A 21,377-nucleotide genomic window follows, 5' to 3' on the forward strand; every position below is an offset into this window, starting at 1 on the left:
CGGCTTGCGCTCAACTCGGTGCGCGTGCCGCTTCGGTTGCTGATCCAGCCCGAGGTTCTCGTCGGCGAGGGCTCGCGGTGGCGCCAGGACGGGTGCGGCGGTAGTAGGACCAACCCGCCAGGGGCAGCGCAACCGTCCATGCCAGAAGGAGCGGCAGACCGATCAGGACACCGGTCGGGGTGAAGATGTCCTGCGAGCTGGCCCGGGGCAGGTCGGCCGCGAACTGCCAGGGCAGGGTCGCCGAATAGCCGATCAGCACGGCGGATCCCGCCACCGTCGGCGTCAACGGCAGACACGGAGGCACCCGGCGCCCGCGTAGCCACGGCACCCACCGGGGGAAGACCAGTCCCCAGTCCTTGATGAGTCCCAGCGCCAGGACACCGCCGAGCCCGGCGAGGACGCACAGGAGTCCCAGATAGAAAGCGCCGGCCGGCATGCCCAGGAAACCGTTGACCGGGTGATCACCGGCACCAGGCCCGCGACCGTGGTACCACTCGCGGAAGGGACCGCGATTGGCGAACATCGGTACACCGAGAATCCACGGAACGTGCAACGGTATGAACCCCAGTACGGGGGCGATCCACGCGACGTGCCCGGCTCTGCGTGCCCAGGGCGGTGCCGGTGGCGTACGGGGCGCCGCGTCGACGGCGATTCGGTGAGTCATGGTGGCATCTCCGTCTCGGTGGCGAGCATCGGCTCATCCCGGGATCACCCTGCCCGAACGGCATGCCGAGGAGATCCCTGCACCGAGGGAGGTGCTTCCCCGTACCCGGGGAACAGCCACGTCCGCGTTGGACCGGTCACGACGGGCGCTCGACCGGACATGGACAGGACGTGAGCTCCGCAACCGAGCACGAGGAACGCAGGCCGAAGAACTCGTGGGCAGGGCACGGGGAACCGGTGCCTCCGTTGCCGCCCTCCGTTGCCGCCCTCCGGCGCTGCCCGGAGGGCGGTGGTGCCGGTGGCTGACGACAGCAGTGGCTGCGGACGGGTTTACGGTGAGTCAGCCGAGGTCGTGTTCTGCCGGGTACTGCGGGATGCCGGCGGCGGCATGATCGAGACGACTCCCTCGGGGCCGATCTCGTACCGGTGGTGCTCGTCCGCTGCCATCATCGCGGTGAGGTCGCCGAGCGTCACGACCGCAGGCATGTACCTGCCAACCGCCGCCGAGCTCATGCAGGGCACCCCACCCGCCTGCCGCCTGGCCAACGGTCGAGGCGTGCTGATGGTCCGGCCTCACCGCGGCGGTTGGCGGCGGCCCTGGCCCGCCAGCCGGGCCAGCACTTCCTGGTACGCCCGAGCCCGGTCCGCTGGTTTCGCGGACATCGCGTCGGCGGCCATCGCCGCCTGGGCTTCGTACTCGGCGGCGGCCGTCACCGCGTCGGTGGCTGCCCGGTACTCGTGCTCCCCCGCCCGGTGCCGATCGAGCCATGGACCGATGGCCGTCCTGGCGATGTGCAGACCGGCCGCCCCACAGCCAAGCGCGACCAGCACCAGGAAGATGACCGCCACTGCCTCCTCGAAGCTGGGCACGGCCCCGCCCAGGCCCAGGGCCCGTTCCAGCAGCCTGTCATCGCGGGCGTCGAGGTAGTCGGCCGCACCCGCCCCTGCCAACCAGCCGGCGGCCAGCGCGGCACCGCCGCGGATCACCATGGCCCGGGGCGACGCACACCAGGCGGCGGGCGACCGCGGCGCCGGCGCGTACGCCGCACCGAGCCGGAACGCGGCCGGCGCGAGCCCGAGCGTGGCACCTATCCCGCCCGCCACGATCTGGGCACTCAGAATGCCCGCGACCCGCAGGTCGTACCAGGCGCTCGCCAGGCAGGCGAGTAACACGAGTGCGCTCGTCCATCCGCCGACGAACACCAGTGCCCGCCGCACGGCCGCCGCACGGGCCGCTGGGGTGGTCCGCGCCGCCTCGGCCGACCGCCACTGGTCCACCCGCTGCTGCGCGTTCCGGCGTTCGTCCGCGGCGCTGTGCCGCTCGGACTCCCAGCGGCCGCGCTCGTCGTCCCGCCGGGCCTGGTCCGCCCTGCGCCGGGCCTCCTCCGCCGGTCCGACGAACGGCGACAGGAGTCGGGCACGGCTCGGCTCACGGAGCGGGTGACGCGGTGGCAGATCGGCGGGGGTCCGCCAGCCGGTGTCGGTGGCGAGCACCACCCGCAACCCGCCGACCAGGTGGTCCGGTAACAGCGTCGCGATGCCGGACGCGTTCCGCCGTTGATCCAGCCCGTCGACGACCAGCACCAACCGTTCGCCACGCCGTGCGCACGCCTGGGCCGCCTCCGCGTACCGACCCAACAGGTGCGCCTCGCGGGTCGACCCGGTCAGGTAGCCCGGCATCGAGGCGTCGGTCAGCTCGACCAGCTGCTCCAGCACCACGTCGACGTACGCGTCGCGGTTCTCCCGTTCGCTGCGGCCCGCGACGACGAGGTACGACACCACCCGTACGCCCGGCGGTGGATGCAGCACGAACCAGGACAGCAGTGCCGTCATTCCGGACCCGGGGTCGGCCTCCCACCGCAGGTAGGCGTCCAGCCCGTCGCCCGCGCAGAAGGCTGCGAGCCGCGCCAGGTCGGCCTCCCGGCCCAGCAGCCGGGCCGGGGCCTTCCGGCGGACCTCCGCCAGGTACGCCGAGCGCACCACCGGGCCGTACGTGTTGTGCTGGACGTTGTTGTCGCCGATCTGCACGCCCCGGGCGTCGTGGGCGTCGACACCTCGCGACCGGCTGTCCTCCGGCTGGCCGCTGCCGCCCATCTGTCCACCCGCCTCAGTTGAAGGTGTTGTGCTGGGTGTTGCCGCTGCCGAGCTGAAGGCCCTGCGCCCCCCGCGCGTCGACCTGCCCGATCTCGGTCCGCCCGCCGGCGGCCTCGGCCCGCGCCAACAGGTCCCGCGCGACGCCGAGGACCTGCTCGTCCCGGTCGACGCCGGCGCGGATGAGATCCTCGGCGAGGCGGACCTGCCAGATGGCCGAACCGCCCCCGTCGGCCTCCAGCGACCGCAGCGCCTCCTGACCGCGACCGGTCAGCCTGTGCCGCACCAGATTCCGAAGGTTGAGGGCGCCATCCCGGACGAGGGCGCTGGTCGCGTCGGTGACCCCCGTCGTGGCACCCACCGTCAGGGCTGCGAGAAGCAACTCCGCACCGTCCACTCGATCCTCCATCAGCGATGCGCCACCACGATGGCCCTATTGCACCATCCTCGACGCCTCCGGGAGTACCCGCGCCGGATCGCGCTGCCGCGCGCCCATGCCATCGACCATGTTCCACACTGTGGACGTCGCCCGGCGCGACATCCAGACGCTCGACGGAACCTTCTCCCCGCCCCATCGGTGTGAATCATGGAGAAGGGGGGTGGCGGTGTCCGACGGTGATCTGATCTCCGAGCTCTACGCCGGCTGTTACCGACGTCTGGTGGTCCAGCTGTACGCGATGACGGGCGACGTGAACGAGGCGCAGGAAGCGGTCCAGGAGGCGTTCACCAAGGCACTGATGGCGCCTCGGCGCTTCGCTGAGCTGGAGAACCCGGAGGCGTGGCTGCGCCGGGTCGCGGTGAACGAGGCGCGCAGCCGATACCGACGTCGGCGCGTACTCGATGGGTTGCTGCGTCGGATCGGCCCGCCGCCGGCCGTCGCGGACCACTCGCCGGAGCACCTTGCCCTGCTCGCCGCGCTGCGCGGGCTGCCCGAGGGGCAGCGGCAGGCCCTGGCCCTGCACTACCTCGTCGACCTGCCGGTGGACGAGATCGCCGCCACGTTGGGCGTCTCGCCCGGGACGGTGAAGTCGCGGCTCTCCCGCGGCCGGCACGCCCTGGCGGCGCTGCTCGCCGACTCCGAGACCACCGCCTCTACGGAATCCGGGGGGATCGATGTCCGGTCGTGAGTTCGCTGGATTCGACGTCGCCAGCCTCACCGAGGCCGTCCGACAACCACCGTTCGATGATCTGCGGTCCGCTGCCAGGTCCCGTCGGCGTCGACTGGTGGCGGTGGCGGTGACAGCGGTGGTGGCAGTGGCCGGCGTGGCGCTCGTACCACTCGTGAACGGGCCGGAGCGAGCCAACCCGGCACCGCCGGGCGGGCCGTCGCCCCGTCCCGAACACTACGACGACTTCACGTCGACCGGTCCTGGCTCCGGAGTCGACGTGCACAGGGAAGGCTGCCTCCTGCGCTTCTTCCTCACCGACGACGGCGGCCGGAGCTGGTCGGACGGGAACGCGGTCCGGATCCAGGCCACCCGCTGCCAGGCCAGCTCCGACCCGGCGACGGCCAACCTGACATTCTCCGTCCTCAGCGACCGGTCCTACCTGGTCAACGATGCGGGACTGCTCCGTCTCTCCACCGACTACGGCCGCACCTGGCAGGACGGTGAGCAGGCGATCACACCTGTTCCCTCGTTCCCGGCGACGGCTCGGCCGGCCTTCTGCGTGTTCGGCGTGTTCGGCTGCGGAGCGCTGCGGGAGCCGCTGGCGGTGGACCCGTCGTCCGGGGCCGTCTACCGGCTCGCCGGCAGGGCACCGTCCTGGCGTCCACTCTTCGGCCTCTACCCCAGCCGGGACGGCACGCTCTGGGCGTCGTACCAGATGAGGCTGGGCTCCTCGGCCGCGACCGTCGCCCGCAGCATCGACCGGGGGGCGACCTGGAACACCTGGGAGGTGGTCGGCGCGAGCGCGATGGCGCTTGTCGGGCTCGACGACCGGGAGGCTTACCTGCTGACCGAGCAGTCGGCAGCGGGCGGCTTGCGACTGTTCAGGACCACGGACGGTGCGAAGACCTGGACGGACACCGGCACCGATCTGCCGAAGGATTCGTACTGGGACCTCACGGTCGGTTCCGACGGATCCCTGCTGGCCAGCAGCGTCGGTACCGGCACGGGTTCCGACCGCTCCGCGCGAATCCTGGTCAGCCGGGACGACGGGCGGCACTTCACGCTCGCCCGGGAGTACGGGTTGATCGTCGGCTCGGTCAGCATCGCACCCGGGTCCGCCTGGCTCTTCGGCAGAAGTGACGGGTCGACCGGCGAGCCGGACCACATCGTCCTCACCACGGACGCGACCACCTGGACGCGCCTCACGCTCGCCCGGTGAGCAACGGTGGTCGACGTCTGCGATCACCCGGCTCGCGCCGCGGACCCCCGGTTCCGGTTCCAGATGTCGTTGCACTCCTGGCAGATCGGCTCCGGGATGAGCCCCGCGCGCATCAACCAGCCGAACATGACGCAACCCAGGCACAGCGCGAAGACCGACTCCAGGGTGGCGGCGACGGCGAGGACGGCCAGCACCGTGTAGCCGGCCAGGCGCAACCCGAACCCGAACACCAGCACCGCCGCCACCACCGACAGGACGGCACCGATGCCCTGCGCGAACCGTTTCGGTGGCCCGGGGACGGGCTTCGCCGCGACCCGCAGCAGTGGCCTGATCCCCCGGGTGACCAGTTGACCGAGCGGGCTGAGCGTCGGCCCGCTGAGCACCCTGGCCACGAAGCCGTACGCGATGACGAGCGTCAGCCACGGCTGGTCCAGGATGATCGCGGCGGCGCACAGGATGACCACGCCACCGGCGACGAGTCGGGCCGAGACCTCGTCGACCGGGTTGGGGAAGCTGAAGAGCCCCCGCACCGCCGATCGCTCAGTTGACCTCGCGGAGCTTTCCACTTTCCACCTCATAGACGAAACCCCGGACAGAGTCCTTGACGGGAATGAACGGGTCCTCGATGATCCTGCGGACCGACTGGCGGACGTCCGCGTCGAGGTCGCTGAACGCCTCGGCGGCCCACGGCGGCCTGAGGCCGACCTCGTCCTCGATGCTGTTCTTGAAGTCGTCGTCGGTGAAGGTGAGCATCCCGCAGTCGGTGTGGTGGATCAAAATGATCTCGGTCGTGCCGAGCAGGCGCTGGCTGATCGCCAGACTGCGCAACTCGTCGGCGGTGACGACCCCGCCGGCGTTGCGGATGACGTGGGCGTCACCCTCGCGAAGACCGAGCAGGCCGTACGGGTTGAGGCGGGCGTCCATGCAGGCGAGCACCGCGACCTGGCGGGCCGGTGGCAGCGGCAGGTGACCGAGTTCGAAGGTGGCCGCGTAACGCTCGGCGTTGGCCAGTAGATCATCGGTGACGGTCATGGTCGCCCCTTCGTCCGCGAACTGGCTACTGCTGTAGACGTCGCCCAAGATACCTACCAATTCGGTAGGTTGACTAGGGCTTAAGAGACACAGAATCCCGTCGACAGGACCCGGTCTCACATTCAGGCTGCGGTGGCGAGCAGGCCTCGCCCAGGCGGATGCCCTCTCTGCGGATGCGGGCGCGTGGTTCGGGTCAGCCCGGGGCGAGGAGGCAACCGCGGTGGCGCCGAGAGCCCGCAGTCGGGCCGCCGCGGAGTGATGAGTTGTCACGCCCGCACCCGTCACACCTGTGACAGGACACGACGGGACGGAAGGATGACGTGATGAGTGCGGACACGCGGCCGGAGGAGCTGAGCGTGAGCGGTGTGGGCGTAAGCAGCCTGGGCGAGGTCGACGAGCCGGCCTTCTCGGGGCTGGCGCAGCGGCACCGGCGGGAGCTGCACGTGCACTGCTACCGGATGCTCGGGTCGTTCGAGGACGCCGAGGACACCGTGCAGGAGACGTTTCTGCGTGCCTGGCGGCGACGGGAGACCTTCGAGGGGCGGTCGACGTTCCGGGCCTGGCTGTACCGGATCGCCACCAACGCCTGCCTGGATCTGCTCACCAAGCGCCGCCCGGAGCCCGCGACCGGCGGCGAGGTGCTGTGGCTACAGCCCTACCCGGACCGGCTGCTCGACGAGTTGCCGGCAGGCGAGGCGGACGAGCCGGAGGCCGTTGCCGTCGCGCGGGAGACGATCGAGCTGGCGTACCTCATCGCGGTTCAGCACCTCGCGCCGCGCCCGCGGGCGGTGCTGATCCTGCGGGACGTGCTCGGCTGGCCGGCGAAGGACGTCGCGGAACTCCTCGGAGACTCCGTCAACTCGGTGAACAGCGCGCTGCAGCGGGCCCGCGCCGGCATGCGGGAGCACCTGCCCGCCGAGCGGCAGGACTGGACCGGCGGTGAGGACGACGCCGGAACGCGGGAGCTGGTACGCCGATTCACCGACGCCAGCGTGGCCACGGACATCGAGGTGCTCGCCGCCATGCTGCGCGACGACGTCCGCTGCTCGATGCCGCCCACACCGGGCCTGCAGGTTGGCCGGGACGCGGTGGTCAACAGCTGGGTCGAGGATGGATTCGAGGGCATGAAGGGCCTGCGTGCGGTCCCCACCTCGGTGAACCGGCAGCCCGCCGTCGCCTTCTACCTCTGGCGCGAGCGGGAGGGCGCGTACCTGCCGCTGACGATCGACGTCCTGCGCGTCACCGGCGGGGCGATCACCGAGATCGTCATCTTCCACGACGACCAGTTCCCGCGACTCGGGTTGCCCGAGCGCCTGCCTGCGGACGGCTCGGAGTAGTCGCAGACGATGAGGGGGAACGACATGAACAGCAGAAATGACACCGGGGTCGTCGCGGCCCCGGGCCAGACCAGCACCCACAGACTGCGCGGGCTCGTCGGCGCCGGCCTGATTGCCACGCTCGCGACGATGGTGGCCACCACCCTCACGGCTGCGCTCGCCCAGGCCGTCGGTGTCGACTTCGACGTCCCCGATGGTGGCGAGGCGATCCCGTTGCCCGGGTTCGCCGTGGTGACCGGCTTCTTCTCGGCCGTGGGCATCGTCATCGCCGTCGCTCTTCTCCGGTGGAGCGCCCGCCCCGCCCAGCGTTTCGTGTGGACGGCGGTGTCGCTGACCGCGATCTCGTTGGTCCCGCCCCTGCTCTCCGGGGCGGACACCGCCACCACCGCCGCCCTCCTGGGGCTACACCTCGTACCGGCGACCGTGATGATCCCCACCCTGGCGCGCGGCCTCCGCACCCGGACCGATTGACGACTCCGCAACCCATCCGAGGTTGGAGAAGGCCTACCGCTCGTTCGATCCCGTTTCGTAGTCGTACTCCTCGACGTGGTCCCACTCCTTCCCGGTCACCTTCCGGTAGGCGTTGGAAGCGACGTCCAGGATCGAATCCGCGTGGGCAGCCTCCACACTGGTGAACCGCTCGAACGCCGAGGAATCGGCCAGGACCGCATCAAAGGCCGCTGGGCCGGCCACCACGACCGCGCAGCGCGCATACAGGAAGCCGTCATCAGACAATTGATCGGCGCCCGGTGGGACAGCCACAGCGAGTTCCCGGCGGTCCAGTTGCCAGAGCTTGAAGGCAAGCGTCTCGGCGAACTCGATGATCCGCTCCACCGGACCCTCCGACAGATCGGAGGTCAACTGCTCGTACGGCCGGTCGTCCTGGACCTCGGGCTGACCACCCACCACCGCCACCAGGCGCCAGAAATCCTCTTCTGCAAGCATTGGGCTCCTCAGCCACTCATCGGCGGTCCGACAGTTCCGACGGCTGCTCGGTGACCGGCGACCACGTCCGGGGCCGCCATTCGCAGTACCGTGCCCGGACGCCGTCCTCCCAGAAAAACACGGGTGTACGGACTCGACGGTCCAGGTAGGCACGAATCAACGGAACGGGGGCCGGAACCGAGTACGTTTCGGTCATGGATCTCGAGAGCTTGCGGATGCGAGCCGTGTCGATCGCTGAGCTGTATGACCGTCACAACGTCGCCGCCGGTCGTGGGGCTTGGAGCACCAGCGACCTGACGTTGGGGTTCGTCGGTGACGTCGGAGACCTCGCGAAGCTCGTGATGGCTGTCGACGGGCGCCGTGAGATCACTGACGCTCGTGAGCGGCTCGGGCACGAGCTGGCCGACTGCCTCTGGTCGGTACTGGTTCTTGCTGACCGGTACGGCGTTGACCTGGCTGCGGAGTTCACGCGGATGATCAGAGGGATCGAGAAGCATCTCGAAGCGCGTGGCCCGCACGAGGCCGGGTAGCTGACGGCCCGCAAGCAACGGTCGACGTCAGGCGACGTTGGCGTGGCCGTCGATGCCGCCTCCTTCTGACACTCCACCGAAATGTCGGTGGCCTCCAGGGCCATGAGTATAGAGCAGCATCTCGCCAGGTCAGAACACCAATCGTGGTTGCCAGACCGAGAGAGCTAGCATCCCTAGCGTGGGAGTCCTCAGCTTCATTTCGTTGGAGACTGATCGTTTCGATGGGCGCAGGGGTGGGTCTTGTCTTACTCGCACGACGACCTTCCGACCGACTGCGATGATCTGCGAGCATCGTGCGATGGAGCGCTTGAACAGCCGGACCGTCTACACCAACGCCTGGATGACAGTCCGGGAGGACCGCATTCGTCATGCGGACGGCTCGATAGGCGTCTACGGCGTGGTGGAGAAGCCGGATTCCGCGCTGGTCCTGCCGCGTTGGGCGGAGGGCTTCTGGCTCGTCGAGCAGTTCCGCTACCCGGTCGGCCGGCGCGCCTGGGAGTTCCCGCAGGGCAGTTGGGGACACGGGGTCGGAGGCGGTGCCGCCGCCCTGGCCCGTCAGGAACTGGCCGAGGAGACCGGGCTGCGCGCGAAGGCGTTGACCCATCTGGGATACCTGTACGAGGCGTACGGCTTCTCCACCCAGGGTTTCGACGTCTACCTGGCCACCGGACTGACCGAGGGAGAGCCGGACCGGGAGACGACCGAGCAGGACATGGTGCACCGGCCGTTCACCGACACGCAGATCCGTGCCATGGTGCTGGCAGGTGACATCGTCGACGCGCCGTCGCTGGCCGCGCTGACCCTCTACGCATTGAGCCGCTGATTCGGCTGCTCGCCCCAGGCGGGGTTGCGCGCCCGCACCCAGACACTGACCGTCAAGACCGCGGGACGCCGGTAGCCGGACGGTGGACGCGCCTCATCGACCCGATTTCGTGCACGTTCCAGCCGATCAGGGTGCGCTCGATCATGCCGAGAGAGTGGTGTGAGTTCTCTCCGAAGATCAATTAGAAGACACTCCGGCGATTGAGGTCCAGCAGATCCGGATCCCGCTCGACGAGCTCACGCTCGAACGCATCCCACCCGCAGTCCGTGACAAATGTGTTCTCCGCATCAGATATGGGGATCATCCAGATGACGGCGACGCCGCGACCATCCTCGAGTTCGACGGAGTCAAAGTCCTCGTCAAAGTAGCCCGGAACAGCTGCGTAGATGTTCGACATGGCGCTTCCATCCGCCACTGGCCATGGCAGTGTGAATGTTTGGCCTCGGAGGATTGCAACATGTCGCCGCAGTAGATCTTGGGCTAGAAACTGCAGTGATTGGGGGAACCGAGCCGGGGCTAGTGCAGAATGCGTCGACATGACGAACTCCAGCGACATTTCTCGGTCGCCCGACGGAGAGGGAAGGCTATGACGACTTAGACCCAGCGTCGAGTACGACGTAGAGCCCACAAGCTGTCCCCCTCCCCTGAACTCGGCGACCTGAAAAGGCAGTTCCACGCCCTCTGGATCCCGAGTCCAACCCGCCTGAATCTTGCCAAGTCGACTCTCTAGGTGAGCGACAAGTAACGACATGTATCACCAATCAGTCTGCGCCAGCACCACGGTTACAGGGAATGCATTCTACTCCACCGCCTTGGTGGTACCGATCAATTACACCTTCGCGCGTAACATCGGGAGGAAACTGTGTATTGCTCCAGGCGTCGCCCTGGTCATGCCCGTAGTCCCAATCCCGCTGTTGAGGCGAACCGGGTGGCACCATAACTTCTCCGACACAGTTCGGTCCACTCCGACGACAGATTCGCCCACCGTGAGGTCCGACCTCAGCCGCTGCCCAGACTCTTCTCTCAACGCTTGTTCTCAGGGTTGGCCTGCTGGTCACGTAGCCAGGTTCGTTTGTTCCGCGTAGCATCCCATCGCCGTCGGGCTCCCCCGCTTGGCGCCTATTCGGATCTGCCTCGAACCGCCCATTGGCTGCCCTGCGGCACTCCTGGTTGTTGTTGTGGACCAGGACCGGTTCGTCGCCGGCCACCACATAGTAGGTGTGAGTGTCGGCGACCGTGAGGTCGTGCATCTCCTCGTCGCCGGCACGGTTGTCGACCTTGGTGACGGTGACCTGCTCTCCAGGTCCGCCGCCCCCCATTCCGGCGCCGGTGCCGTCGCCTTCCAGCCGCTTGTCGTCATGCACCAGCAGCCGGTGACCCACGGTCAACCTCGCGGCGTCCACCCACTTGCGGTCAGTGGCGTCCCAGAACGGGTGGTGCTGAGTGGTTTTCAGCACGGTCGTGATGCCGGAGTCCCCGTCCCGGACGGTGACGTCGGTCAGGTCACGGTCCCGGTTGACATGTAGCGCGGTGACGGGCTTGGGAGCAGTCTCACCCGCCTCCGGATCGGTCGCGGCGACCTTGTCCCCCAGGGCGATGTCCTTGATCGCCTTGGTACCACCATCGGCCATCAGTACCCGCGTAGCCCGATCGAAGCTGTGCAGGGGCGAACACCCGGATGCACGGTGCCGGCCCTGGTAGCCGCTCGGCCGCTCAGGCCCACCCGCGCCCGCGCTCCTGCTGCTCGACGCCCGGGAGCCGAGGCCGGGCATCCGGCTCGCGGCCCCACCACCGACAAGCTTCGTGGCGCCTCCGGTCAACCTGCTGAGGCCGGCGGAGAGACCGCCGTCCAGGCCGCCCTCGATCATGGTGCTGGCCAGGCCGTTCCACGAGAAGTCCTCGTCACCACGGGACACGTCGACCATGTAGCCGGCCCCGGCCGACATCGCTCCGGCAGCAGCGCCGGCGAGGATCAGGCAACCGACCCCGGTGGCGCAGAGCGCCCCGACGGCCAGGGTCGCCGCGATCCCGACAGCTACCGTGGCGGCGAACTTCCACGGGTCCTTCTTGATGGCCTCGACAGTGGACTTGACGCTCTGTACAGCTTTCTTGACGGCTTTCTTCGCGGTTTCCTTGACGCATTTCTTCACACCGCTGGACAGGCAGTTCTTGGTGGCGTGATATGCGTCGACGACTTTGTTTATCTTTTTCTTGGCCCACCGTACGGTGGTGTCCTTGATGGTATGAAGCGCCTTCTTGGCCTTGTGTTTGACCGAGCGGGCGGTCTTCTTGACATCTTTCCAGGCCTTGCCGGAGGCGACGTAGTTGTAGGTCTTCTTGGCCACGCTGGTGGCCTTGTGGTAGACGGTGGTGGCCGCTCGATAGGTGGTCTGGATGGCGGCGACCGGGTTCGTCACCACGGAGACCGTGCTCTTGAACGCTCTCTTGAAGCTGCTCAACCCGAAGTGGCCGGTCGGGTCGGTCGTGGTCAGCGGGTTGGCGTCGCCGTACTGGAAGCGGTTGGCGTCGACCGAGTCGGGCACCGGGTTGTTCGTCATGGTGTCCCGGGTGTCGAACTGCCCGGTCTGGGGGTTGTACCACCGGGCCAACATGTTGACCCGGCCGGTCACCGAGTCGGTCCACTCCGACTGGTAACCGAGGTTCCCCACCATGCCGGACGTGTTGAGCACGCTGCCGAGCGGATCGTAGGTGACCGAGCCGCTCAGCGTCGTACCGGTGGCGGTGAACTGGCCGACGACGTCGTCGTGTTGGTCGGTCCAGGCGTAGACCGATCCGGCTCCGGAGCCTGCGCCCTCGGCGAGTAGTTCCCCGCCGGGACCCCGGGTGTAGATGGCGGAGACGTCCTGGGCCAGGTCGTTGCCGAGACCGCTGTACTTGAAGCCCGGCCGGATGGCGCGTCCCAGCGCGTCGTAGGTGTATGTGCTGGTGCCGCCCACGTTCTGCTGGGAGATCACCTGGTTGAAGGCGTCCGCGGTGGTGGTGTGGATACCTGCCCCGGAGTTGGTCTGCTTCAGGGTGCCGCGCGCGGTGTAGAGGTACGACGAGCCGTCGTTCTGCGTGGAGAGTTGGTTGCGGGCGTCGTAGGTGAAGGTCTTCGACCCGGCCTGGGTGCGGTTGCCGGCGTCGTCATAGGCGTACCCGATGGTGGTGGTGCCGTTGTTCCACGAGGTGAGCCGGTCGGCCAGATCGTAGGTGTGGGTGTTGGACTTCGACCCGGCGAAGCCGGTCGTGGCCTTCGACGTCTCGTTGTCGTTGTTGTCGTAGCCGTAGGTGATCGACCCGAGCGTGGTCGTTCCTGCGGCGTTCTTCAGGGTGTCGGTCTTGAGCCGCTGCAACGGGTCGTAGGTGAGGCTTCGGACATTGCCGGAGCCGTAGGCGATCGACGAGACCTGGGACATGGAGTTGTAGGCGGCCAACACGTTGACACCGGTGGTCGGGTTCACCGCCGTGCGGAACCGACCGGCGACGTCGTAGGTGAAAGACGTCGTTCCCGCGGCGTCACCGCGCGAGGCCACCCGACCGTCCTTCGTGTACGTGTAGGACACGTTGTCGGTCGGTCCGCTGATGGTCAACGGCAGACCGCGGTCGTCGTAGGAGATGGTGTTGGTGCCCGAGGGCACGGACAGGGACGTCATCCGGCCGGCGTCGTCGTAGCCGAAGGTGCGGGCGGCGGTCGCCGCCTCGGCGCCCGTGCCGCTCTGCCCGGTCAACCGACCGCGGGTGTCGTAGGCATTCGTGACCTTGACGCCGCCGGGGGCGAGCTGGTCGCTGACCCTGCCTGCCGCGTCGTAGGAGACGGTGAAGGTCCGGTCGGCCAGATTCGGGTACGTGGGCGTGACCGGCTCGATCTGCGATTCCGGCAGCCCCCATGCGTTGTACGTGGTCCAGAACTCGCTGCCCCGACCGTTGGTGAACCGGGTGCGGTTGCCCGCCGCGTCGTACCCGAACGAGGTCGAGATGGCGGTGGTGGCGGTCGTCGGCTGGGTCTCGCCGGTCAGCCGACCGAGTGCGTCGTAGGTGAAGCTGGTGGTGGTGTTCCTGGCGTCCCTCGCCGTGGTCAGGTTGCCGGCGTCGTCGTACCCCATCGAACGGCTTCGCAGGCTTGCGCCGGCAGAATCGAGGTCGCGTACCTGCACCACCCGGCTGGCGCCGTCGTACGCGGTGGTCTGCGCGGTGTAGTCCGGGTTGGTCACACGCACCTGGCGGCCCATGCCATCGTAGGCGAACTTGGTCACGTTGCCGGCCGCGTCGGTCTGCTTCATCGGCGCGCCGTTGTAGTCGTACTGGTAGGAGGTCTTCACGCCGTCGGGGGTGCGGATCCAGTGCGGCCAGGGAGCTTCGCCCTGGTCGTTGTACCCGTAGTTGTAGGTGGTGGTGTGTGCGTCGCCCGTCTGCCGCACCACCTGCGTCGAGGTGAGGACCCGGCCCACCATGTCGTACGTCGAGGTCTGTTTCGCGCCGGTCGGGTCGACCGTCTCAAGCAGGTTGCCGACCTTGTCGTAGGCGGCGGTGGAGGACTTCCCGGCCGGGTCGGTGACCCTGGTCCGGTTCCCCATCCCGTCGTAACCGAAGGTGGTGGTTCGATCCATCGGATCGGTGGTGGACACGACCTGGTCGAGCTTGTCGTAGGCCGTGGTGGTGCTGGCGCCGACGATCGGGGTGCCGCCTGGCGGTGTGTAGTCGGGCAGGATCGTCCTGACCGGCCGTCCGAGGGCATCGACCTGGGTCTTGATGACGTTCGTCAGCGGGTCCTGGGTCTCCACCTGCTCGCCGAAGGTGTTGTATCCGACGCGGGAGACTGGCACGGCCGGCATCGGGCCCGAGCCACCGAATGCCTCCGTGGAGACCGACGGCGCGACGACCTTCACCAGGTTGCCGGCGGCGTCGTACTCGTAGGTGGTGGTGTTGCCGCGCGGATCCCGCTCGGCGACGGTCTGGCCCAGATTGTCGACGGTGTAGGTCGTGGTGATCTTGTTGGTGCTGATGGAGCTGCCGGTACGCCCACCGGTGAAGAGGGTCGAAGCCTCGGACGCGGACAGCGCGCGCTGGTAGACCTGCACGTTGTCGACGGATCCGTCGAGAAGGTTCGTCGGGCCCGTGCCACTGCCCAGCTCAATGCCACCGACCGTCAACGCCTCGTCGGACGCGAACGGCGTCGGATTGGTGCCGCTGGTGCCGGGCACGCCGTTGACGTAGAGCGACATCTTTTTCGTGTCCGAGTCGAAGACGCCGACCAGGTTCACCCAGGTGTTGGCGGTGAGCGCGGCCGATGACGTGGCCGAGTACTGGGCGGACGTCGGGCTGTCCTCGGCAGCGGACAGGAAGACCCACTTGTTCAGACCCTTGTTGTACTGCAGGTAGAAGGCACCCTGGTTGTAGCCGCCCTGACCGACCGCGGTCTGGTAGTCGGAGAAGTTGTTCAGTTTCACCCATGCGGACACGGAGTACGACTGGGCAGTGTCCAGCACCTCGTGATAGGTCTGGAACACCCCCTTGCGGTTGAGGACGGCTGCGCCGTCGCTGCGGGCAATCAGTCCCCCGCTGCTGTCGGACATGTCACGGCGCGACAGTGAGCTGTCGACCGCGTCTCCCGGGCCAGACTCGTCGAACTTCCACCACCCGCTGGGCAGGCCGCCAGCGTCCGCGCGGATGCTCGACGAGGTGACCCTGCCCATCGGGTCGTAGGTGTTCTCCTCGGTCTGCAGTACCGTCTGGAGCCGGTAGTCGCTCTTGCGCTGGGTCGTCAGGACATGGTCGTCGGCGTCGTAGGTGAACGTGGACACGTCGGCGGGCGAGTTTCCGTCGGGGGAATCCCAACCTTCCCTGGTGACGCTGGTGACCCGGTCCGCGGGATCGTGGCCATAATTGGTGACCGTCACGCCGTTGTCGGTGCGCTGATAATCCAGCCTGCCGTCGAAGTCGTAGCTGTTCTCCTCGACGAGGTAGATGAAGCCCCCGCCGCTGCGGGTGACCCGCTTCAGCGTGCCGTCGCCGTTGTAGGCGTAGTTCGTCACCCAGTCCATTGCGTCGGTGTCGGAGGCGAGCGCGCCGTCGGGGTAGTACGCCTTCGAGCTGACCCGGGTGGTGGTGCCGTCGGCGCCGGTGATGGAGGTGGTGAGTTCGTTGCTCTCACCGTCGTAGGTCTTCGCCACCACCCGCACGGTGTCCCCGGACGGGCAGGGCGCACCCGCTGCGGGACTGCTGTCGCAGGTGACGATCCTGGTGGTGTTGCCGTAGCTGTCGTACTCCATCAGGGTGACGCCGCCGGCCGGGTCGACGGAGCGGACAGCCTGGCCGTGACCGTCGTAGTCGGTGCTCGCCGTCCGGGCGGCGTCGCCGCCGGTCAGGTCCTGCACCGTCCGGGTCGTGACATTGCCGTCGGCGTCGTAGGCGGTGCTGGTCTTCGCGGTGTGCGTCGCACCGGTCACCTGGTTGAGCGTCGGCGGGTCGGTCTGGGTGAGCACCTGGCCGTCGGCGTCGTAGGTGTAGGCGGTGACCAGGTCACCCAGCGGGCCGCCGGTCTTGACGGTCTGGGTGCTCGTCCGCCCCAGACCGTCGTAGCTGAACTCGGTCACCAGACCGGCGGCATCGGTGACCCGCACGGGATCACCGGCCGCGTTGTAGTCGTTCGTCTGGGTCTTTCCGCCAGCCGAGACCGTGGTGAGCGGGAGACCCGCGGGCGTGGTGCCACCGCCGACGGCCGGCGTCGTGGCGGTCGTGTACGTCATGGTCGTGGTGCGGCCGGCCGGGTGGCCCGCGACAGGTGGCGACGTGGTGCTGGTGCGGTTGCCGGCGGTGTCGTAGCCGAACTTCGTCAGGTAGGTGTTGTCCGCCTTGTCGATGGAGTTCGCGCTGCGGTGCTCGATCAGCTGGTCGTTGCGCGGGTCCGGTGTCAGGACCTTCGTCGTCGCGTCGGGCCAGTAGGTGAAGTAGGCCGAGCGGCACTGGACGGAACTCAGGCAGGTCATCGTGCGGATCGTGTTGCCGCGAACGTCCCGGCCGGTCTCGGTCTTGTTGTGCAGCGGATCGTAGACGACGGAGGTGTAACCGCCGATGTCGTACCCGTAGGTGGTGGTGTTGCCCAGCACGTCGGTCTGCGCGATCAGCCGGTTGCCGTTGACCAGGTCGAACATCTGCGTGGACGTCTTGTTGTCGGGATCGGTGACCGTGGTGGTGGACACCGGGGTGAGGGTGGAGCCGGTGGTGCCCGCACCCGGCTGGACCGCGCTCTTGGACGCCTTATAGTGGGCGTCCACCTCGGCGGCGCTCAGCGGGTGATCGTAGGTGGAGACCTCGGCGATGTTGCCCTTGAAGTAGGACACATCCGAGGAGGAGCTCGGCCAGTTCTTGGTTACCCCTGCGCCGATGTAGGTGTTGTGGATGTTCGGGTAGGTGAAGCTGCCGAGCCGGCTGGCCTCCTCGGCCCCGTCGAGGTAGACGCTCTGCAGGGTGGGTGTCGCGGTCAGCACGACATGGTGCCATTTGCCGTCGTTGACCTTGGCTCGCGACGTGATCTGCGGACCGGTGTCCGCCCAGAATTCGGCGCGCAGCAGGCCGTCCGCGCCGACGTAGAGAGCGGGCGTCCAGTTCGGGGCCGTCGCATCCGGCCCGCTGCCGTTCGGATAGCCGGTGTACCCCAGCAGGACGCCGCTCTTCGCGTGGTTGGCCGGGGTCTTGAACCAGAGCTCGACCGAGTTCGGGGCGAAGATGTCTCCCTCGTCCGCGCCGATGCCGGTGTAGATGTCGGAGTGGATGTACGAGTCGGTGCCGTTGAAGACTCCGCCGAACGAGTCGCTGAACGGGCTCGTCGTGTTCGGTTGGGTGGTGTCGAAGGTGACGTTGTTGTAGTCGATCGCCTGCGACTCGCCGCGCACCTCGTCGGTGGCCTGGTAGGGGGCGCTGATGTCGGCAAGCCGCCAGTAGTGCACCGGACGGGACCCGAGTACGGAGGACACGTACACCTGGCTGGAGCCGCCAGCGGTCGGGGCACCGATCTTCCATGCCCCGCCGAGCTCGTCGGTGACCTGCTTGACACGGCCGCTGACCTGGTCGTACTGGACCGTCGCCTGGACTCGTCCGCCCGGAGAGGTCACCTTCGACAGCAGCGGCGTGGCCGCTCGACCGCTCGCGTACATGGCAGTCACCGCGGTGGCCGTGACGGCTTGGTTGTGGAAGGCGACGTCGGCGATGGATCCGTTGAAGAAGGTCGCGGTGGGGGTGGTGTACGGCTGGTTGGGCCAGCCGCTGCCCAGGAAACCGGCTCCGATGTAGGCGTTGGTCATGCCGAGGTTCAGATTGATCGTGCCGGCGAGGGTGGCCACCTCGTTGCCGTCCAGGTACAGGGCCTGGTTACCGCCGCGTCCGGCGAGGGTGACGTGGTGCCACTGGTTGTCGGTGACCGGTGCCGGAGAGGCCATGGTGGAAGCGGCAGCACCCATCCAGAACTGGCCGCGCAGCTTGCCGTCGGAGTCGACGTAGAGCACCGGGGTGAAGCTCTTGGTGCTGGTGGCACCTGCCGCGACAGGGTCCTGCTGGTAGCTGAAGAGCACCCCGTTCGGGCTGCCGGTCCGGAACCACATACTGATCGACTGGTACGACGCCTCTGTCACCAGCTTCGCCGGCAGCTTCACCGACGACGACGTGCCGTTGAAGGCTGTCGACGTCGATGCGGAACCGGCGAGCGGCCCTCCGCCACCGAGGCTGACGTTGCTGTACGTGGCCGCGTCGTTCCCGTCGTTGGACAGCACCGAACTGCCGGCGACCGTGGCTCCCGTCGCCTCGTTGAGCCGCCAGAACGAGTACGGGCCGGTGTTCAACACCGTGCTCGCGTGCTGCGACGAGGACGTGTGCTCGTACCGCGTGCAGTTGGCGCCCGCAGCTGGCGGGCACACCTCGGTCAACCTGTCGCTGTCGTAGCGGTAACTCCAGGTCAGCGCCGTGGCGGCGTCGCCGGCGACCACCGGATCGGTGGTGATGGTGGCGACGTGCCACCTGGTGGAGTTCGGTGGCAGCGACCAGGCCACCGCCAGGCTGCGATTCGACGCGACTGATCGCAGCTGGTCGACCCGGCCACTGCCGTCGTACCGCAGAGTCATCGACCGGCCGGACGCGTCGGTGACCTTCGTCACGCTGTACGCCCCGGCGCCGAGGGCGCGGGTGAACTCATAGGTGGTGGTGTCCTTGTCGGTCAGCGAATACCCGCCGGTGACCGGCTTGAACACCGAGTACCGGCCCAGCGGCGGCGCCCACGTCCCGTCGGGGTTTCGGCCGAAGGAGACATCCTCGCCGCTGGGATACCGGACCGCGACCGTCTGTAGGGCGCCCCCGGCGTCTGTCAACTCCTGCGCGCGCATGTCCAGCAGGGACGACCAGCCCTGCGCGAAGGCACCGTCGGTGCGGGTGTCGAGACTGTTGTAGTCCCTGGTGATCGAAAGGGCCGGGCCGGCCACGGCCACCTGTGCGTCCGTGTCCGAGGTGGTGTAGTTGCCGGAACTCGCCTCGAAGCCCTTGCCACCGTTCTGGGCCAGATCCGATGTGATCATCTGCTGCGGCACCTGGGTGCTGAACAGATACCGCACCGGGGTGGACGGCGCTGTCGAGGACCAGTCGTTGACCTGGACGCCGTAGTAGTACGACTTGCCCCAGGCGAGCACTCCCGCGGGCACCTTCCACACGCCACCGGTGATCCAGTTGGAGGTGCTGATCTGGCTGCCGGCGTCGTTGTAGACGAAGAAGTTGTACCGCAGGCCTTTGTTGGGCCAGGAGTCGGGATCACTTCCCGACGCCGCCAACTCAGGAGTCAGGGTGTTGACGGCGAAGTTGTTCTCGGGGTAGCGGACGTTTACCTGCGGTGCGACGTTGTCGGTGTAGGTGACGTCGATGAAGGGGTCACACTGGATCGCGCCGTAGACGCTGTTCGTGCAGGTCAGGTTCGGGTTCGCCGAGGTGAATCGCTTCCACGCCTTGCTGTCGGTCTCACTGGTGGTCAGCGCGAGGCCGTAGTTGCCGCCGCCGGTCACCCACTCGTTGATCTGGGCGACGTTCATGGGCACCGACACCCACGTGCCCACGTTCCGGGTGCCCGCCGTGTTGCCGCAGGCCGCCGTGTTGGTCGGAGACGCGTTGCCGATCGTCGGGGACAGCGCCGGGAAGGTGCCGTACTTGACGGTGGACGACCACGCGGCCGTCACGCGGTAGACGTCGAAGCGCTTGGCCTCGCACCCGGTGCCGATGCCCTGGTAGGTCATGAACAGGTTGAGATCGGCGGCGCTGAGTTTCTTACCGGCGTAGGTGGTGCCGAACGTCGGGAACGGCAGCAGCGCCCGAGCCTTGCTGTCGGCGGCGCCATTGTTGAACGTACCCGCCGCGACGCTGGTCTCGCTGGACCGGTCGGGGTCGTTGGCGCCGGACTGCACGTAGGTGTCGCTGTTCGTGGTCGCCAGTGTGCCGGTCGTCGGATCCAGGACCACGGGGAACTTCCGGGCCGGATCACGAAGCCACCCGCCGTCGATCGTCACCTTCAGGGCCTTACCTGCCAGGTGCGGCACGATCTCGTACCGGACCGCGTGCGACATGGCACCGGCGCCGGTCTTGTCGATCTTCGCGTCCTCGAGGTAGCCGACGGGCATCCGGGCGGCGAGCGAGCCGTCCGCCGCCCGGAAGACGGCTGCCCCGGTGTCGTCGATGTCGGCGGTGAGCCCGGTAAGGGTGAGCGGATAGACGTACTCGGTCGGCACCTGGGCCGAGCGGAGAATGAGGCTCTCCTTGACCTCGGTGCCTGTGACGCCCAGCGTCAGGTCCACGTTCGGGAAGATCTGGTCGTAGGTGACCATCTCACGGTCAACGGTGGGCTCGTCGAGGTCGGCACCGGCAAGTCCGTAACTCAGCCCGCGGCCGGCACCGAGTGACAGGTCGACCAGGGGCTGCCCAGCCGTCGGCGAACCGGCGAAGCTCACCCCCAGCGCGTTGGCCTTGACGGTGATGCGCCCGGCGGGGTTCCTGACGAGGGTGCTGTCGATCGGGCGCCAGATGCCGGCGCTGTCCCGATAGTTGACGGGGCGCTGGTGGACGCGGCGGGTGAACGAGCCATCCGCGTTCTGATAGACATCGGCCTTCTCACTGGCCGCCGACGCGACCCGCTTGCTGGTGGCCTTGGCGAAGCCGTGCTGGATCGGTCCCGTGGTGCGCACCCCGGTCGACGGGCGGTGCGCCTGGTGCTGGCGCAGCTCACCCTTGGCCGGAGCCGACTTGCTCCGGTAACTGGTGAGCGGAGCCTTGACGTAGTGGCCCTTCGGGGCTGAATCGCCGGTCTGCTGCTTCGGCGTGGCCGGTTCCGCTCCCCAGGAAACCCGCGTGGACAGAGCGGACCAGAGCCAGCTCAACGGAAATCCGGTGCCTCCCTGATGCGGCAGCGGCTCACGGGGCGCTCCCACCGACAGCGCCAGCACCACGACAAGAACCACGGCAACGCGTCGGCTGCCGGGACCGCGCGGCGATGCCCGCCGCCCGTTCACCGTCGTGCGAGCACCATTGATCCACCGACCGCCCATGGCAGCCCTCCCCGTAGCGTGATCAAGCCGGGGCTAAGCTTTCTGGACGTTTTCTGAA

The 21,377-nt window shown here is 68.1% G+C and carries 15 protein-coding genes; 6 read left to right on the top strand and 9 right to left on the bottom strand.

Annotated elements, in window-relative coordinates; genetic code table 11:
• Positions 1 to 10: 10 nt before the first annotated feature.
• The 4 genes from ACLJN9_RS03130 to ACLJN9_RS03145 all read right to left on the bottom strand — a co-directional run bounded on the left by ACLJN9_RS03130 (position 11) and on the right by ACLJN9_RS03145 (position 3,163).
• Entirely contained in the window at positions 11 to 436 is a 426-nt protein-coding gene (locus ACLJN9_RS03130) for a hypothetical protein (protein WP_410809425.1), read from the bottom strand.
• Between the two features lie 557 nt (positions 437 to 993).
• Positions 994 to 1,149 carry a hypothetical protein gene (locus ACLJN9_RS03135; protein ID WP_410809426.1) on the bottom strand — a complete coding sequence of 52 codons (156 nt, stop codon included), beginning with the start codon at positions 1,147 to 1,149 and terminating at the stop codon, positions 994 to 996.
• 87 nt (positions 1,150 to 1,236) lie between these two features.
• Entirely contained in the window at positions 1,237 to 2,757 is a 1,521-nt protein-coding gene (locus ACLJN9_RS03140) for a hypothetical protein (protein WP_410809428.1), read from the bottom strand.
• 13 nt (positions 2,758 to 2,770) lie between these two features.
• A complete protein-coding gene (locus tag ACLJN9_RS03145; RefSeq protein WP_410809429.1) occupies positions 2,771 to 3,163 on the bottom strand; it encodes a hypothetical protein in 393 nt (130 codons plus the stop codon).
• 196 nt (positions 3,164 to 3,359) lie between these two features.
• On the opposite strand from ACLJN9_RS03145, the gene ACLJN9_RS03150 reads away from it, so the two are divergent.
• A complete protein-coding gene (locus tag ACLJN9_RS03150; RefSeq protein WP_410809430.1) occupies positions 3,360 to 3,881 on the top strand; it encodes an RNA polymerase sigma factor in 522 nt (173 codons plus the stop codon).
• Complete coding sequence (locus tag ACLJN9_RS03155) at positions 3,868 to 5,082, top strand: WD40/YVTN/BNR-like repeat-containing protein (protein WP_410809431.1); 1,215 nt, start codon at positions 3,868 to 3,870, stop codon at positions 5,080 to 5,082. Before ACLJN9_RS03150 ends, ACLJN9_RS03155 begins: the two co-directional genes overlap by 14 nt.
• A gap of 23 nt (positions 5,083 to 5,105) precedes the next feature.
• Here the strand turns inward: ACLJN9_RS03155 and ACLJN9_RS03160 are convergent, their stop codons facing one another.
• Together ACLJN9_RS03160 and ACLJN9_RS03165 are read right to left on the bottom strand one after the other, a co-directional pair.
• Entirely contained in the window at positions 5,106 to 5,612 is a 507-nt protein-coding gene (locus ACLJN9_RS03160) for a DUF4395 domain-containing protein (protein ID WP_410809432.1), read from the bottom strand.
• Between the two features lie 10 nt (positions 5,613 to 5,622).
• The gene (locus tag ACLJN9_RS03165) at positions 5,623 to 6,114 is read right to left on the bottom strand and encodes a beta-class carbonic anhydrase (protein WP_410809433.1); all 492 of its coding nucleotides are present in this window, start codon (positions 6,112 to 6,114) and stop codon (positions 5,623 to 5,625) included.
• A 320-nt stretch (positions 6,115 to 6,434) separates the two neighbouring features.
• Here ACLJN9_RS03165 and ACLJN9_RS03170 point away from each other — a divergent pair, with 320 nt between their 5' ends.
• Positions 6,435 to 7,451: an RNA polymerase subunit sigma-70 gene (locus ACLJN9_RS03170; protein ID WP_410809434.1), complete on the top strand. Its 1,017-nt coding sequence runs from the start codon at positions 6,435 to 6,437 to the stop codon at positions 7,449 to 7,451.
• 24 nt (positions 7,452 to 7,475) lie between these two features.
• Positions 7,476 to 7,922 carry a DUF6069 family protein gene (locus tag ACLJN9_RS03175; RefSeq protein ID WP_410809435.1) on the top strand — a complete coding sequence of 149 codons (447 nt, stop codon included), beginning with the start codon at positions 7,476 to 7,478 and terminating at the stop codon, positions 7,920 to 7,922.
• A gap of 33 nt (positions 7,923 to 7,955) precedes the next feature.
• Here ACLJN9_RS03175 and ACLJN9_RS03180 read toward each other — a convergent pair whose 3' ends face one another.
• Positions 7,956 to 8,396: a DUF4240 domain-containing protein gene (locus tag ACLJN9_RS03180; protein WP_410809436.1), complete on the bottom strand. Its 441-nt coding sequence runs from the start codon at positions 8,394 to 8,396 to the stop codon at positions 7,956 to 7,958.
• Positions 8,397 to 8,590: 194 nt separating this feature from the next.
• Here ACLJN9_RS03180 and ACLJN9_RS03185 point away from each other — a divergent pair, with 194 nt between their 5' ends.
• Complete coding sequence (locus tag ACLJN9_RS03185; RefSeq protein ID WP_410809437.1) at positions 8,591 to 8,926, top strand: nucleotide pyrophosphohydrolase; 336 nt, start codon at positions 8,591 to 8,593, stop codon at positions 8,924 to 8,926.
• Between the two features lie 298 nt (positions 8,927 to 9,224).
• Positions 9,225 to 9,749 carry an NUDIX domain-containing protein gene (locus ACLJN9_RS03190; protein WP_410809438.1) on the top strand — a complete coding sequence of 175 codons (525 nt, stop codon included), beginning with the start codon at positions 9,225 to 9,227 and terminating at the stop codon, positions 9,747 to 9,749.
• A gap of 181 nt (positions 9,750 to 9,930) precedes the next feature.
• Here the strand turns inward: ACLJN9_RS03190 and ACLJN9_RS03195 are convergent, their stop codons facing one another.
• Together ACLJN9_RS03195 and ACLJN9_RS03200 are read right to left on the bottom strand one after the other, a co-directional pair.
• Positions 9,931 to 10,500 (bottom strand): suppressor of fused domain protein, encoded by a 570-nt coding sequence (locus ACLJN9_RS03195; protein WP_410809439.1) that lies wholly within the window; start codon positions 10,498 to 10,500, stop codon positions 9,931 to 9,933.
• A gap of 10 nt (positions 10,501 to 10,510) precedes the next feature.
• The gene (locus ACLJN9_RS03200) at positions 10,511 to 21,232 is read right to left on the bottom strand and encodes a LamG-like jellyroll fold domain-containing protein (RefSeq protein ID WP_410809440.1); all 10,722 of its coding nucleotides are present in this window, start codon (positions 21,230 to 21,232) and stop codon (positions 10,511 to 10,513) included.
• Positions 21,233 to 21,377: the final 145 nt, after the last annotated feature.

It is taken from the genome of Micromonospora sp. 067-2, assembly GCF_046549295.1.
In the GTDB taxonomy this organism is placed as follows: domain Bacteria; phylum Actinomycetota; class Actinomycetes; order Mycobacteriales; family Micromonosporaceae; genus Micromonospora.

Excerpts from the sequence above, each read along its gene's own strand:
- ACLJN9_RS03130 (WP_410809425.1), bottom strand. The coding sequence starts at position 436 with ATGCCGGCCGGCGCTTTCTATCTGGGACTCCTGTGCGTCCTCGCCGGG.
- ACLJN9_RS03135 (WP_410809426.1), bottom strand. The coding sequence starts at position 1,149 with ATGCCTGCGGTCGTGACGCTCGGCGACCTCACCGCGATGATGGCAGCG.
- ACLJN9_RS03140 (WP_410809428.1), bottom strand. The coding sequence starts at position 2,757 with ATGGGCGGCAGCGGCCAGCCGGAGGACAGCCGGTCGCGAGGTGTCGAC.
- ACLJN9_RS03145 (WP_410809429.1), bottom strand. The coding sequence starts at position 3,163 with ATGGAGGATCGAGTGGACGGTGCGGAGTTGCTTCTCGCAGCCCTGACG.
- ACLJN9_RS03155 (WP_410809431.1), top strand. The coding sequence starts at position 3,868 with ATGTCCGGTCGTGAGTTCGCTGGATTCGACGTCGCCAGCCTCACCGAG.
- ACLJN9_RS03165 (WP_410809433.1), bottom strand. The coding sequence starts at position 6,114 with ATGACCGTCACCGATGATCTACTGGCCAACGCCGAGCGTTACGCGGCC.
- ACLJN9_RS03175 (WP_410809435.1), top strand. The coding sequence starts at position 7,476 with ATGAACAGCAGAAATGACACCGGGGTCGTCGCGGCCCCGGGCCAGACC.
- ACLJN9_RS03180 (WP_410809436.1), bottom strand. The coding sequence starts at position 8,396 with ATGCTTGCAGAAGAGGATTTCTGGCGCCTGGTGGCGGTGGTGGGTGGT.
- ACLJN9_RS03185 (WP_410809437.1), top strand. The coding sequence starts at position 8,591 with ATGGATCTCGAGAGCTTGCGGATGCGAGCCGTGTCGATCGCTGAGCTG.
- ACLJN9_RS03190 (WP_410809438.1), top strand. The coding sequence starts at position 9,225 with ATGGAGCGCTTGAACAGCCGGACCGTCTACACCAACGCCTGGATGACA.
- ACLJN9_RS03195 (WP_410809439.1), bottom strand. The coding sequence starts at position 10,500 with ATGTCGTTACTTGTCGCTCACCTAGAGAGTCGACTTGGCAAGATTCAG.